The organism is Rhizobium sp. PvP014 (genome assembly GCF_017876855.1).
GTDB lineage: Bacteria > Pseudomonadota > Alphaproteobacteria > Rhizobiales > Rhizobiaceae > Neorhizobium > Neorhizobium soli.
Genome location: NZ_JAGIOT010000002.1, coordinates 1,227,039 through 1,239,649, shown reverse-complemented (window position 1 = coordinate 1,239,649; position 12,611 = coordinate 1,227,039). Strand labels below are relative to the sequence as shown.

The following is a 12,611-nucleotide window of genomic DNA, read 5'->3' as shown; positions in this document are numbered from 1 at the left end:
GTCTGGCCGCGTATGGATCCTCGGGCGTGAACCAGGGATCCAAGCACGATCTCAGACATCGGCGCGTTGAGCGTTCGTCAGATCGAGTTCCCAGGTCTGGCCAATGCATTCCGGGCCGAACATCGCATGTCGCTCCTCGGCGACAAGCGTGAAGCCGGTGGCCTCGTAGATGTGGAGGGCAGCCTTCAGCACGTCATTGGTCCACAGCGACAGCTTGGCATAGCCTGCCGCCTTCGCGAAGGCGATTGCTTGCTCGACAAGGGTCCTGCCAAGGCCGAGGCCACGGCCTGCGGGATCGACATAAAGGACGCGCAGCTTGGCGATGTTTTCGCCAGCTTCAGCGACCAGAACCGAGCCTATGCGCTGTCCGTCTCTTTCGGCAATCCAGCACCGCTCCCTGTCCGGATTGAAGTTCTGGATGAACCGTCCCGCCACCTCGGCGACGAGACCTTCGAACCGGTCGTTCCACCCGTATTCCCGCGTATAGGCGACCGACTGCGCCTCAATCAGCCAACCCATGTCGCCGGTTCGGTGTTCACGGATCACGACCGGTGCCGTGGAGCGCTCTGTGGTTGCCAGCATGCCGTGGATGGTAGCCATCGCGGTGACCAATCTGTCTCGATCACCGTCGCTGACGCCGGAAAGCTCGCGGGCGATCTGCGCTCTCGATCGCGTGCCTAGCATTTCGTATTCCGCTTTCCCCGGCGCGGTAATCGTCAGGATCTGGCTGCGCCGGTCCAACGGGTCGGGTTCGCTCTCGAGAAAGCCTGCTTCGCGGAATTTCTTCAGGATGCGGCTGAGATAGGCAGGATCGAGCCCGAGTTCACGGTTGAGCTCGGTGGCCGAAATTCTTTGGCTCGCGCCGATCTCGTAGAGGATACGCGCTTCCGTCAGCGTGTGGTCGGTATCGAGGTACCCCTTCGACAGCACGCCGAGCTTGTTGGTGTAGAAGCGGTTGAAGGCGCGGATTGCCTCGAAGGTCTCTGCTCCAGACATGATGATCCTCCCATTCAGGAGGGTAGATGTTCCGGTATTTAATTGACTGAGTCAACTAAATACCGGAACGAAGTCGTTCGTTATCTTATGCGGTGGCGCCGGTGAGGTCGGCCTTGCGGCTGTCGAAATAGGACGCAAGCGTCTGGGGCTTGCGGCCCGTCAGCGTCTCGAAATCGTCGGTGACGATGTCGAAATTGCCCGCCTTGATATTGGCATCGGCTGAGACAAGCATCTTCACCAGAAACTCGGGCAGCCCGGCATTGGTCATTCCGCCGGCAAGTTGCTCCTCGGTGACCTTGACGACCGCAAGCGGCTTGCCTGTGACCTTCGAAACCAGTGCTGCGATCTCGTCCGCGCTGAGGCTTTCCGAGCCCGTCAATGTCACCGTCCTGTTGCCGGCCGGGGGATTGGCGAGCGCTGCGGCGGCGGCGCGGGCGCAGTCATCGCGCGCGATGTTGGAAAGCTTGCCGTCGCCCATGGCCGTGTACCAGGTGCCGGTCGCGAGGTTATGCGGCATCGACATCAGGTAATTGTCGCCGTACCAGGCGTTGCGCAGGATCGTGTAGGACAGCCCCGTCGCCTTGATGGCCTCCTCGGTCCCGAGATGATCCGGCGCGAAGCTCACCAGCGATCTGTCCGGGTTCGGCATAGATGTGTAGAGGATGTGCTTGACGCTGGCCTTTTCAGCAGCGGCAACGGCAGCCTTGTGCTGCTTGAGGCGACCACCCGGCGTGGCGAGATCATCGGTCGAGATGATCAGTAAGCGATCAATCCCGGCGAAGGCGCCCAAAAGCCCGGCCTCGTCGGTGAAGTCAGCCTTGCGGGTTTCGATGCCCTTGGCTGCGAACTCCGACAGTTTGGACGGATCGCGACTTGCGGCAACGATATCGCCTGCGGAAACCTTCGATGTCTCCAGAAGGTGATGAAGAACGGCGCGGCCGAGCTGACCGGCGGCACCGGTGACGAGAAGTTTGGTCATCCTGCGTTTCCTATCTTTGTTGGTCTCAAAAAGAGACTAACACTAGAATAGGAATTGACGACCTCCTGTAAAGGAGGCAGGTTTGAGGGAGATCGTTACCAAAAGGGAACCACCGCAATGGCCGTTACCGCAAGCAAGCCGACGCTGGCTGAGCGACCCTGTGACACGTCAACCTGGGATGCCGGGAACTGTCCGGTCCGGGACGTGATGAACCAGATCGCAGGCAAGTGGTCGACGCTCATTCTTCAGGCGCTTTCGGAAAAGCCGTACCGGTTCGGCGAGCTGCGGCGGCTTGTGCCCGATATTTCCCAGCGGATGCTGACGCAGACGCTGCGGGATCTGCAGCGCGACGGTTACATCGATCGGCAGGTGTTTCCGACCAAGCCGCCAAGCGTCGAATACCGGATGACGCCGCTAGGCTACTCGCTGTTTGAACCACTCTCGGCAGTGCTTGCGTGGGCGGCAAGCAACCACGCCAACGTCAGGGCGGCACGGTCGAAGTTCGACGCGGGCGATCTTCGCTAACACAAAGGGCGGCTCGAAGACCGCCCTTGTCATTGCACTATACCAAACGGATCAGGCGTCGAGCGATGCCATGTCGATGACGAAGCGGTAGCGCACGTCGCTCTTCAGCACGCGCTCATAGGCTTCGTTGACGTCCTGGATCTTGATCATCTCGATTTCCGAAACGATGTCGTGCTTGCCGCAGAAATCCAGCATGTCCTGGGTTTCCTTGATCGAGCCGATCATCGAACCCGACAGGCTCTTGCGGCCCGGGATCAGCGAGAAGGCATGAACCGGGATCGCATGCTCCGGTGCACCGACAATGACCATCGAGCCGTTGACCTTGAGCAGGCCAAGATAGGCGTTCCAGTCGATCGCCACGCCTGCCGTGCAGATGATCAGATCGAATGTGCCGGCAAGCTTGGTGAAGGTTTCCGCGTCGCTCGTCGCGTAATATTCCTTGGCGCCGAGCTTCAGGCCGTCTTCCTTCTTGGAAAGGCCCTGCGAGAGGACGGTGATATCAGCGCCCATCGCGGAACCGATCTTGACGCCCATATGGCCAAGACCGCCCATGCCGACGATCGCGACCTTCTTGCCAGGGCCAGCCCGCCAGTGGTGGAGCGGCGAATAGAGCGTGATACCGGCGCACAGCAGCGGAGCGGCAGCGTCGAGCGGAAGATTGTCCGGGATCGACAGGACATAGCCTTCCTTGACGACGATGTGATCGGAATAGCCGCCCTGGGTGGCCGCATTGCCGTTCAGCGTATCGACATCGTTATAGGTCTGGACGAGGCCTGGCATATACTGTTCGTTGTCGACATCACGCGCCGCGCAGCCGACGCAGCTATCGACGAAGCAGCCGACGCCGACGCGGTCGCCGACCTTGAATTTGGTGACGGCCGAACCGACGGCGGTAACGATGCCGGCGATCTCGTGACCGGGAACGATCGGGTAGACGGCGTTCTTCCATTCGTTGCGGACGGTATGGATGTCGGAATGGCAGATGCCGGCGAATTTGATATCGATCACCACGTCATCTTCGTTCGGCTCGCGGCGCTCGAAGGTAAACGGTGTGAGCGGCTTGGTGGCGTCGGTCGCGGCATAGCCTCGTGCAATAGCCATGGAAAACTCCATTCATTTTCAGTTGAAATCAACTGCCGGACTATGCCGATCCGTCGTCATAAGCGTTAGATCGATCCTGCAAGCTTCTTGCACGATCCTACAAATTCCGTTTTCGGATACTACCTCTGTCTTGTGCCTGATATGGATTTGCCATGTCAGTGCCCGAACGCGCGACGGTGGTAAGACTTCATGACAATTTCCTTCATGCCTTATCAGGAACTGACGGCACTCGCTGCCCGGCATGCGGTCGAAGGCAATGACGGCACGACTGCGATCGAAGGGTTGCGGCTGCACCGATGTTCGGCTCCAACAGCGCCGCTTCATACGGCCTATTCTCCCAGTTACACGCTGGTCCTACAGGGCTCCAAGAGCCTGACGCTTGGCCGTGAGACGTATCGCTACGGCGTTGGTCAGTATCTTCTGACATCACTCGATCTGCCCGTCGCGTCCTGGGTGGTGGAGGCCAGCGGCGATATTCCCTACTACTGCCTCTGCCTCGATCTGAAGATGGAGCGGCTGCACGAATTGTTCGACCGTATCAACTTCCAGCCAGACTCTCTGGCAAGCGAGGGATACCGCGGGCTGACGGTCAACCATGCGTCGCCTGATCTGATCGATGCGACAACTAGACTGGTGCGGTTGCTTGATACGCCATCCGATATCGCTGCGATGGTGCCGCTTATCGAACAGGAGATCTTCTACCGCCTGCTGACCTCGCCCGATGGGCCAAGGCTTGTCCATATGGCCATGTCGGAAACGCAGAGTTCCAGAATCGCACGCGCCGTCAGCTGGTTGCGATCAAATTTCCATCGTCCGCTCAAGATCGAGGATCTGTCGGATCATGTGGGAATGAGCCCGTCCTCGTTCCACCATCACTTTAAGGCCGTGACGGCTCTCACGCCTGTCCAGTTCCAGAAGCATCTCCGCCTTCATGAGGCGCGCCGGTTGATGCTGGTCGACGGGCTGGATGCAGGCAATGCCGGCCACCGCGTCGGTTACCAGAGCCCGTCCCAGTTCAGCCGCGAATATGGCCGTCTCTACGGCATGTCGCCGAGCCGTGACATCAGCGCAGTGCGTGAGCCGTCTGCCGGCTGATCGCGGTTGAGGCGGGTGAGCGCGACTTCTGTCTTGCTTTGCAAAGCCAGTTCCTTCCGCATCTTATTCACAGGACCCGCCAGAAGCACTTGACGGACATGTGAAATCATTTATACCGGCAGAACCGTACCGTACGGTACTTCAGAGGTGAGCCGTGAGAACCGAAACCGCAGACATGCCCGACTTTTCGCCGCGCCAGAACGAGGTTCTGGAGCAGGCGCTGCGTCTGCTCGTCGAAGGCGGTGAGAAGGCGCTCACCACATCCGGGCTTGCGCGCGCCGCAAGCTGCTCAAAGGAAAGCCTCTACAAGTGGTTCGGCGACCGTGAAGGCCTGCTGGCGGCGATGATCGCCCATCAGGCCGCCAAGGTCCGCACGTTCGAGCGGTCCGGCGAGCGGCTGAGTGCCGAGCTTTTGCGGGATCATCTCGAACTTTTTGCACGCGATCTGCTGGAGGTTTTATCCGGCGATGTGTCGCTGGCGCTCAACCGGCTGGCGATCGGCCAGTCGGGACCGGGTGCCGGACCGAACGGATCCAAGCTCGGCAAGCTGCTGGTCGAGCATGGCCGTCGCCAGATCGATCGTCGCGCCATGGCGCTGATCGATGCGGGCAAACGGGTAGGGCTCCTGCGGTTCGACAACGCGGATGCCGCCTATCATACGCTTTACGGCCTGATCGTCTCCGACCTGCATGTCCGCATGCTGCTCGGCGAACCCGGGCTGAAGGATACTGCACGTCAGGCGGAAAGAGCCATCGATGCCTTTCTGTCGCTGTATCGCACCGAGAAACAGCCGCTGGAGGTGTCACGCACCTCCGCGGCCCGCTAATCATCAACAACAGTTACGTTCATAGGGAAGGAACATACGATGCGCGTTTATTACGATCGGGATGCTGATCTCAATCTCATCAAGTCCAAGAAGGTTGCCATCATCGGTTACGGTTCGCAGGGTCGCGCCCACGCGCTGAACCTGAAGGACAGCGGTGCCGGCAATGTCGTCATCGCCCTGCGTGCCGATTCGCCGACCGTCAAGAAGGCCGAAGCCGATGGCTTTAAGGTCATGACCGTTGCCGAAGCTGCCGCCTGGGCAGATCTGATGATGATGGCGGCTCCCGACGAGCTGCAGGCAGACATCTACAAGGCCGACATCGCCGGCAACATTCGCGACGGCGCTGCGATTGCTTTCGCCCACGGCCTCAACGTCCATTTCGGCCTGATCGAGCCGAAGGCTTCCGTCGACGTCGTCATGATCGCACCAAAGGGCCCGGGCCATACGGTTCGTGGCGAATACCAGAAGGGCGGCGGCGTTCCTTGCCTCGTTGCCATCGACCAGAACGCGTCCGGCAATGCGCTTGAGATCGCTCTCTCCTACGCTTGTGGCGTTGGCGGCGGCCGGTCCGGCATTATCGAGACCACGTTCAAGGAAGAGTGCGAAACCGATCTGTTCGGCGAACAGGCTGTTCTCTGCGGCGGTCTCGTCGAGCTCATCCGCGCCGGTTTCGAAACGCTGGTCGAAGGCGGCTACGCGCCGGAGATGGCCTATTTCGAGTGCCTGCACGAAGTGAAGCTGATCGTCGACCTGATCTATGAAGGCGGTATCGCCAACATGAACTACTCGATCTCCAACACGGCCGAGTGGGGCGAGTACGTCACCGGTCCGCGCATCATCACCGCCGAGACAAAGGCCGAGATGAAGCGGGTTCTGACCGATATCCAGACTGGCAAGTTCACGTCCGACTGGATGCAGGAATACCGTGCCGGTGGCGCCCGCTTCAAGGGCATTCGCCGCATGAACGACAAGCACCAGATCGAGGAAGTCGGCACCAAGCTTCGCGCCATGATGCCCTGGATCGGCAAGAACAAGCTGGTTGACAAGGCCGTCAACTAAGCGATTGTTGCAGATTGAAACGGAGGCCGGAGCCAAAAGCTCCGGCCTTTCGCATTTCTGGGTGACGTCGAGCGGGTGAAGTCGCCGGTCGAGGCTCCCCGGTCAACCATTGCTTAAGCAAGTTCTGCGATTCTCTCTCGCAGTTCGGATCGATCCTGATCCAGTTTAGCGTATTGGGTGGGCGTCTCGTGAGCATGTGGACCAAGCATCACAAGAAAAGAAAATTCGGTCGTTTCGTCCTGCCGGCCATCACGATCGCATTCGTTTCCTATTTCGGATATCATTCCGTGCATGGCGAACTCGGGCTGATCGCGACGGAGAAATTCGAGAAGCGGCGGATCGAGCGGGTTGCCGAACTGACAAGGCTGACCGACGGTCGCAAGGCGTTGGAGCGTCAGGTCCAGCTGATGAGCGACGGGTCTCTCGAGAAGGACATGCTCGACGAGATCGCCCGCTACCAGCTCAACGTCTCCAAGCGCGACGAGATCGTCATCTTCAACAACTACTTCTAAATTAACCACAAGCTGGTTAATTTCACAATTCAGCAACGATATCAGTGATTTAATTTGGATGTGAGCCATGCAATTAGGGCATTGCTGGTCCGTGCTTTCTTCCCTATGTTACGCTCCGAAACCAGGGTGCGTCATTTTGACATGATGTCCCCTTTATAAAGAGCAGCACACAGGGAGGGATCGATGGCGCAAGCTAAAACCGCGTCTACGTCCGGCCGCAAAACGGCGGCAAAGTCTGCAACCCAGAACGTTTCAAAGGATTTTACCGGCAAGAATATGTCGGACTTCGGCAAGGATGACGAGCTGCACGCGTATCGCGAAATGCTGCTCATCCGCCGCTTCGAGGAAAAGGCCGGCCAGCTTTACGGCATGGGTTTCATCGGTGGTTTCTGTCACCTCTATATCGGCCAGGAAGCTGTCGTCGTCGGCATGCAGATGGCGCAGAAAGAGGGCGATCAGGTCATTACCGCCTATCGTGATCACGGCCATATGCTGGCAACCGGCATGAGTGCCCGTGGCGTGATGGCGGAACTGACGGGGCGTCGCGGCGGCTATTCCAAGGGGAAGGGCGGCTCGATGCACATGTTCTCCAAGGAAAAGCAGTTCTACGGCGGCCACGGCATCGTCGGCGCGCAGGTGTCTCTCGGCACCGGTCTTGCCTTCGCCAATGCCTATCGCGGCAATGACAGCGTATCGGTCGCCTATTTCGGCGATGGCGCTGCCAACCAGGGTCAGGTCTACGAGAGCTTCAACATGGCTGCTCTCTGGAAGCTCCCGATCGTCTACATCGTCGAGAACAACCGTTATGCGATGGGCACATCGACTGCCCGTGCGACGGCGCAGTCGAACTATTCGCTGCGTGGCTCCGGCTTCGGCATTCCCGGCATCCAGGTGGATGGCATGGATGTGCGCGCCGTTAAGGCCGCTGGCGACGAGGCGCTCGCTCACTGCCGTTCCGGCAAGGGTCCGATCATTCTCGAAATGCTGACCTACCGCTACCGTGGTCACTCGATGTCCGACCCGGCCAAGTATCGCTCCAAGGAAGAAGTGCAGAAGATGCGCTCCGAGCAGGATCCGATCGAACAGGTGCGTCTGCGCATCCTCGACGGTGGCTGGGCGACCGAGGACGAACTGAAGGCGATCGACAAGGATATCCGTGACGTGGTCTCGGATTCTGCAGATTTTGCCCAGAACGATCCGGAGCCGGATGTATCCGAGCTCTACACCGACATTCTGCTCTGATCGCGGGGAGGGAACCTCAATGCCAATCGATATCCTGATGCCCGCGCTTTCTCCCACGATGGAAGAAGGCACGCTCAGCAAGTGGCTGAAAAAAGAGGGTGACAAGGTCACCTCCGGCGACGTGATCGCCGAAATCGAGACCGACAAGGCGACCATGGAAGTGGAAGCTGTGGATGAAGGCGTGATCGGCAAGCTGCTGATCGAGGCCGGCACCGAGAACGTCAAGGTCAACACCAAGATCGCAATCCTGCTTGCCGAAGGCGAAACCGCCGACGACATGAAGGCTGACAAGCCTGCACAGGAAAGTGCGCCCCAGGCAGACGCTCCGAAGGCAGACGCTCCGAAGGCCGATGCCGATACTCCGGCGGCGACCTCCGATGCTGCCGGCGGCAAGGCTCGCGAAGCCAAGGACGAGACACCTGCTGACGCCAAGGTGCCGGCCCAGCCGAAGATCGACATTGCTGCCGATCCGGACATTCCAGCTGGCACCGAAATGGTGATGACCACGGTTCGCGAAGCGCTTCGCGATGCCATGGCCGAAGAAATGCGTCGCGATGGCGATGTGTTCGTGATGGGTGAGGAAGTCGCCGAATACCAAGGCGCCTACAAGATCACGCAAGGGCTGCTGCAGGAATTCGGCGCGCGTCGCGTCGTCGATACGCCGATCACCGAACACGGCTTTGCCGGCGTCGGCGTCGGTGCTGCCATGGCCGGCCTGAAGCCGATCGTCGAGTTCATGACGTTCAACTTCGCCATGCAGGCGATCGACCACATCATCAACTCGGCTGCCAAGACGCTCTACATGTCCGGCGGCCAGATGGGTGCGCCGATCGTGTTCCGTGGTCCGAATGGTGCCGCTGCCCGCGTCGGCGCGCAGCACAGCCAGGACTATGCCGCCTGGTACAGCCAGATCCCGGGCCTCAAGGTCGTCATGCCCTATACGGCTGCCGATGCGAAGGGTCTTTTGAAGGCTGCGATCCGCGATCCGAACCCGGTCATCTTCCTGGAAAACGAGATCCTCTACGGACAGCAGTTCGAAGTGCCGAAGCTGGACGATTTCGTTCTGCCGATCGGCAAGGCGCGTATCCATAAAACCGGCAAGGACGTGACAGTCGTCTCCTTCGGTATCGGCATGGCCTATGCCACGAAGGCGGTTGCCGAACTCGAGAAGGACGGCATCGATGTCGAACTGATCGATCTTCGCACCATCCGTCCGATGGACCTGCCGACTGTGATCGAATCGGTGAAGAAGACGGGTCGTCTGGTCACCGTCGAGGAAGGCTACCCGCAGTCGTCGGTTGGTACCGAAATTGCCACCCGCGTCATGCAGCAGGCCTTCGACTATCTCGATGCGCCGATCCTGACGATCGCCGGCAAGGACGTGCCCATGCCTTACGCCGCCAACCTTGAAAAGCTGGCGCTGCCGAATGTCGGTGAAGTCGTTCAGGCGGTGAAGACCGTCTGCTACAAGTAAGGATCCGGTCATGCCGAAATCTTCTGTGAAGCAGATTCTGCCGGTTTCCGGTTCTTGGTTCCGAGTGATCGGCACCAAGAACAACCCGGTCTTTGAAAGAATTGTGTTCTGGGCCTTGGTCAAGACCGAAGACACCGAGGTGATCGTCGGTGTGCCGCGCGAAGAGATTGGCGTGATTGGTGCCGTCGACGGCTGGCTTGAAGACGTTGCCGGTTACATCGAAGTGACGCCTGAAGACGTCGCCCGGCTGACGGAACATCCTGACGAACTTGCCCAGTTTGAACTTGTGTGGGCGGAGGATTAACATGCCTATCAACATCACCATGCCTGCCCTGTCGCCGACCATGGAAGAGGGCAACCTCGCCAAGTGGCTGGTCAAGGAAGGCGATACGGTCAAGTCCGGCGACGTGATCGCCGAAATCGAGACCGACAAGGCAACGATGGAAGTCGAAGCCGTCGACGAAGGCGTTGTCGCCAAGCTGGTGGTTCCGGCCGGCACCGAAGGCGTCAAGGTCAACGCCCTGATCGCCATCCTTGCGGTCGACGGCGAAGATGTTTCGGCTGCCGCTTCCGGCGGCGAGGCTCCGAAGGCTGAAGCCCCGAAGGCAGATGCTCCGAAGGCTGAAGCCGCTCCTGCGGAGAAGGCGTCCGAAGCGCCGAAGTCCGAAGCCAGTTCCGACAAGCCGCTGACGGATGCCGCTCCGGCACCGTCGACGCCTGCTCCGAAGGCAGAAGACGGCAAGCGTGTGTTTTCGTCGCCGCTCGCCCGTCGTATGGCCAAGGAAGCCGGTCTCGATCTCACCGGCGTTACCGGCACCGGCCCACATGGCCGTGTCGTCAAGGCCGATATCGAGAAGGCAGCCGCTTCCGGCGGTGCAAAGCCTGCTTCTTCTGCTGCAACGCCGGCAACTGCCGGTGCCGCTCAGGTTCCAGCCGCGCCAATGGCAAAGGGTCCGTCGGACGACAACATCATGAAGCTGTTTGCGGAAGGCTCGTACGAGCTTCTGCCGCATGACGGCATGCGCAAGACGATTGCCTCGCGCCTGACCGAGTCGACCCAGACGGTTCCGTCGTATTTCGTTTCGATGGATTGCGAACTCGATGCCATGCTCAAGCTGCGCGCCGAGATCAATGCGTCCGCGCCGGTGAAGAAGACGGAAAAGGGCGAGGTTTCGGCCTTCAAGCTTTCCGTCAATGACTTCATCATCAAGGCGATGGCGCTGGCGCTGCGGGATGTTCCCATGGCAAACGCCTCCTGGACGTCTTCTGCCCGCGTCCTGCACAAGCATGCGGATGTCGGCGTCGCCGTGTCGATCCCGGATGGTCTGATCACTCCGATCGTCCGCAAGGCCGAGACGAAGACGCTTTCGGTCATCTCCAACGAGGTCAAGGACCTTGCCAAGCGGGCCCGCGACAAGAAGCTGAAGCCGGAAGAATACCAGGGCGGCACCACGTCGGTGTCAAACCTCGGCATGTTCGGTGTCTCCAACTTCACGTCGATCATCAACCTGCCGCAGGCCTCGATCGTCTCCATTGGCGCCGGTGTCGAAAAGCCGATCGTTCGTGGCGGCAAACTCGAAGTCGGCACGGTGATGACGGCAACGTTCGCCTTCGACCACCGCGTCATCGACGGCGCGCTCGGCGCAGAGCTTGCCTCGGCCTTCAAGCGCTACATCGAAAGCCCGATGGGCATGCTGGTTTAAGAAATCTCGGCCGCGGCCTAAGTCGCGGCCGTTCCCATCGGTGAATGCGCTTGATGCGTGACATTTGTAAGCTGCTCCACCATATTTGATGGAGCGGAATACGGTCCGCTCAGGAGCACGTCGATGGCGAACGAACCGGTGGACATGATCATGCCGATGCTGCGTGAAATACGCGGTGAAATGCATGAGATACGCGGTGAACTCGGTGCCGTGAAACAGCAATTGCACAAGCTTGAGATCGGCCAGAAGAGTATTCGCAATGCGCTGACCGCCGATACAATGCTCTCGAAGTTCATGACCGGTGATTTCGAGGAGCGGATATCCGAGTTGGAAAGCAAGGTCGAGACGCTGATGAAGGGGACCTGAGCTCGACAGAGACAGGTCGGCAGGGAATGACTGGGCGTATGGACACTATGAAAACCGTTCTCTGCTTCGGCGACAGTCTCACCTGGGGGTATGACCCCGTCGGTCCCGGTCGGCATGCGTTCGAGGATCGCTGGACGAGCGTGCTCGGCGCCGCACTCGGAGACGAGGTCACGGTGATTGCCGAGGGCCTGAACGGGCGCACAACTGGCTATGACGACCATCTCGCCGATTGCGATCGCAACGGCGTCAGGAATTTCCCGACGGTCCTGCACACCCATATGCCGCTTGATTTGGTCGTGATCATGCTTGGCACGAACGACATGAAGCCTGTCATCGCCGGCACGGCGCATGCGGCGCGGGCCGGGATCCAGCGGCTGGTCGCTTTGATCCGGCACCACGAATGGTCGTTCGACTATGATGCGCCTGACGTGCTGATCGTATCGCCACCGCCGCTTTGCGAGACCGGGGATCCGATCTTTTCGGCGATGTTCCAGGGCGGGATCGAGCAGTCGTCGATGCTCGCCTCGCTTTACCGCGATCTTGCCGACGAGCTCGGGTGCGGCTTTTTCGATGCAGGATCGGTCGCAAAGACCAGCCCGCTCGATGGTGTGCACTTGACGGCGGAAGACACCCGCGCCATCGGCCGCGGCCTTGAGCCGATCGTCCGGATGATGCTCGGCATCTGACCCAAGAATTCACATCGGCAGGCCGCTCATCGATGGTTGCCGCAGAC

14 protein-coding genes are annotated in these 12,611 nt (G+C 59.8%); 11 read left to right on the top strand and 3 right to left on the bottom strand.

Features of this window, described 5'->3' with window-relative positions; genetic code table 11:
* Window positions 1-51: 51 nt before the first annotated feature.
* Both J3A65_RS10600 and J3A65_RS10595 read right to left on the bottom strand, forming a co-directional pair.
* Window positions 52-996, bottom strand: coding sequence for a helix-turn-helix domain-containing GNAT family N-acetyltransferase (locus J3A65_RS10600; protein WP_209901078.1), 945 nt, complete (start codon window positions 994-996; stop codon window positions 52-54).
* 85 nt (window positions 997-1,081) lie between these two features.
* The gene (locus J3A65_RS10595; protein ID WP_209901076.1) at window positions 1,082-1,975 is read right to left on the bottom strand and encodes an SDR family oxidoreductase; all 894 of its coding nucleotides are present in this window, start codon (window positions 1,973-1,975) and stop codon (window positions 1,082-1,084) included.
* A gap of 117 nt (window positions 1,976-2,092) precedes the next feature.
* Between J3A65_RS10595 and J3A65_RS10590 the strand changes: the two genes are divergently transcribed.
* Window positions 2,093-2,500, top strand: a complete 408-nt coding sequence (locus tag J3A65_RS10590; protein WP_062581012.1) for a helix-turn-helix domain-containing protein — start codon at window positions 2,093-2,095, stop codon at window positions 2,498-2,500.
* A 51-nt stretch (window positions 2,501-2,551) separates the two neighbouring features.
* On the opposite strand, the gene J3A65_RS10585 is transcribed toward J3A65_RS10590, so the two are convergent.
* Window positions 2,552-3,601 (bottom strand): NAD(P)-dependent alcohol dehydrogenase, encoded by a 1,050-nt coding sequence (locus J3A65_RS10585; RefSeq protein ID WP_209901074.1) that lies wholly within the window; start codon window positions 3,599-3,601, stop codon window positions 2,552-2,554.
* A gap of 189 nt (window positions 3,602-3,790) precedes the next feature.
* Between J3A65_RS10585 and J3A65_RS10580 the strand changes: the two genes are divergently transcribed.
* The 10 genes from J3A65_RS10580 (at window position 3,791) to J3A65_RS10535 (ending at window position 12,564) form a co-directional block, all read left to right on the top strand.
* The gene (locus J3A65_RS10580) at window positions 3,791-4,696 is read left to right on the top strand and encodes an AraC family transcriptional regulator (RefSeq protein ID WP_062456341.1); all 906 of its coding nucleotides are present in this window, start codon (window positions 3,791-3,793) and stop codon (window positions 4,694-4,696) included.
* Between the two features lie 175 nt (window positions 4,697-4,871).
* Complete coding sequence (locus tag J3A65_RS10575) at window positions 4,872-5,522, top strand: TetR/AcrR family transcriptional regulator (RefSeq protein ID WP_062581008.1); 651 nt, start codon at window positions 4,872-4,874, stop codon at window positions 5,520-5,522.
* Window positions 5,523-5,561: 39 nt separating this feature from the next.
* Entirely contained in the window at window positions 5,562-6,581 is a 1,020-nt protein-coding gene (ilvC, locus tag J3A65_RS10570; RefSeq protein WP_192086368.1) for a ketol-acid reductoisomerase, read from the top strand.
* A gap of 194 nt (window positions 6,582-6,775) precedes the next feature.
* Complete coding sequence (locus J3A65_RS10565) at window positions 6,776-7,093, top strand: septum formation initiator family protein (RefSeq protein ID WP_062581006.1); 318 nt, start codon at window positions 6,776-6,778, stop codon at window positions 7,091-7,093.
* 183 nt (window positions 7,094-7,276) lie between these two features.
* Entirely contained in the window at window positions 7,277-8,335 is a 1,059-nt protein-coding gene (gene pdhA / locus J3A65_RS10560; protein ID WP_062456352.1) for a pyruvate dehydrogenase (acetyl-transferring) E1 component subunit alpha, read from the top strand.
* Between the two features lie 19 nt (window positions 8,336-8,354).
* Window positions 8,355-9,809, top strand: a complete 1,455-nt coding sequence (locus J3A65_RS10555; protein ID WP_062456355.1) for a pyruvate dehydrogenase complex E1 component subunit beta — start codon at window positions 8,355-8,357, stop codon at window positions 9,807-9,809.
* Window positions 9,810-9,819: 10 nt separating this feature from the next.
* Window positions 9,820-10,113, top strand: a complete 294-nt coding sequence (locus J3A65_RS10550; protein ID WP_092660695.1) for a hypothetical protein — start codon at window positions 9,820-9,822, stop codon at window positions 10,111-10,113.
* A 1-nt stretch (window position 10,114) separates the two neighbouring features.
* Complete coding sequence (locus J3A65_RS10545; protein ID WP_209901072.1) at window positions 10,115-11,512, top strand: pyruvate dehydrogenase complex dihydrolipoamide acetyltransferase; 1,398 nt, start codon at window positions 10,115-10,117, stop codon at window positions 11,510-11,512.
* Window positions 11,513-11,635: 123 nt separating this feature from the next.
* Window positions 11,636-11,878, top strand: a complete 243-nt coding sequence (locus J3A65_RS10540; protein WP_062456364.1) for a hypothetical protein — start codon at window positions 11,636-11,638, stop codon at window positions 11,876-11,878.
* Between the two features lie 47 nt (window positions 11,879-11,925).
* Complete coding sequence (locus tag J3A65_RS10535; RefSeq protein WP_113110630.1) at window positions 11,926-12,564, top strand: SGNH/GDSL hydrolase family protein; 639 nt, start codon at window positions 11,926-11,928, stop codon at window positions 12,562-12,564.
* Window positions 12,565-12,611 lie beyond the last annotated feature (47 nt).

Excerpts from the sequence above, each read along its gene's own strand:
- J3A65_RS10600 (WP_209901078.1), bottom strand. The coding sequence starts at position 996 with ATGTCTGGAGCAGAGACCTTCGAGGCAATCCGCGCCTTCAACCGCTTC.
- J3A65_RS10595 (WP_209901076.1), bottom strand. The coding sequence starts at position 1,975 with ATGACCAAACTTCTCGTCACCGGTGCCGCCGGTCAGCTCGGCCGCGCC.
- J3A65_RS10590 (WP_062581012.1), top strand. The coding sequence starts at position 2,093 with ATGGCCGTTACCGCAAGCAAGCCGACGCTGGCTGAGCGACCCTGTGAC.
- J3A65_RS10585 (WP_209901074.1), bottom strand. The coding sequence starts at position 3,601 with ATGGCTATTGCACGAGGCTATGCCGCGACCGACGCCACCAAGCCGCTC.
- J3A65_RS10580 (WP_062456341.1), top strand. The coding sequence starts at position 3,791 with ATGACAATTTCCTTCATGCCTTATCAGGAACTGACGGCACTCGCTGCC.
- J3A65_RS10575 (WP_062581008.1), top strand. The coding sequence starts at position 4,872 with ATGCCCGACTTTTCGCCGCGCCAGAACGAGGTTCTGGAGCAGGCGCTG.
- ilvC (WP_192086368.1), top strand. The coding sequence starts at position 5,562 with ATGCGCGTTTATTACGATCGGGATGCTGATCTCAATCTCATCAAGTCC.
- J3A65_RS10565 (WP_062581006.1), top strand. The coding sequence starts at position 6,776 with ATGTGGACCAAGCATCACAAGAAAAGAAAATTCGGTCGTTTCGTCCTG.
- pdhA (WP_062456352.1), top strand. The coding sequence starts at position 7,277 with ATGGCGCAAGCTAAAACCGCGTCTACGTCCGGCCGCAAAACGGCGGCA.
- J3A65_RS10555 (WP_062456355.1), top strand. The coding sequence starts at position 8,355 with ATGCCAATCGATATCCTGATGCCCGCGCTTTCTCCCACGATGGAAGAA.
- J3A65_RS10550 (WP_092660695.1), top strand. The coding sequence starts at position 9,820 with ATGCCGAAATCTTCTGTGAAGCAGATTCTGCCGGTTTCCGGTTCTTGG.
- J3A65_RS10545 (WP_209901072.1), top strand. The coding sequence starts at position 10,115 with ATGCCTATCAACATCACCATGCCTGCCCTGTCGCCGACCATGGAAGAG.
- J3A65_RS10540 (WP_062456364.1), top strand. The coding sequence starts at position 11,636 with ATGGCGAACGAACCGGTGGACATGATCATGCCGATGCTGCGTGAAATA.
- J3A65_RS10535 (WP_113110630.1), top strand. The coding sequence starts at position 11,926 with ATGAAAACCGTTCTCTGCTTCGGCGACAGTCTCACCTGGGGGTATGAC.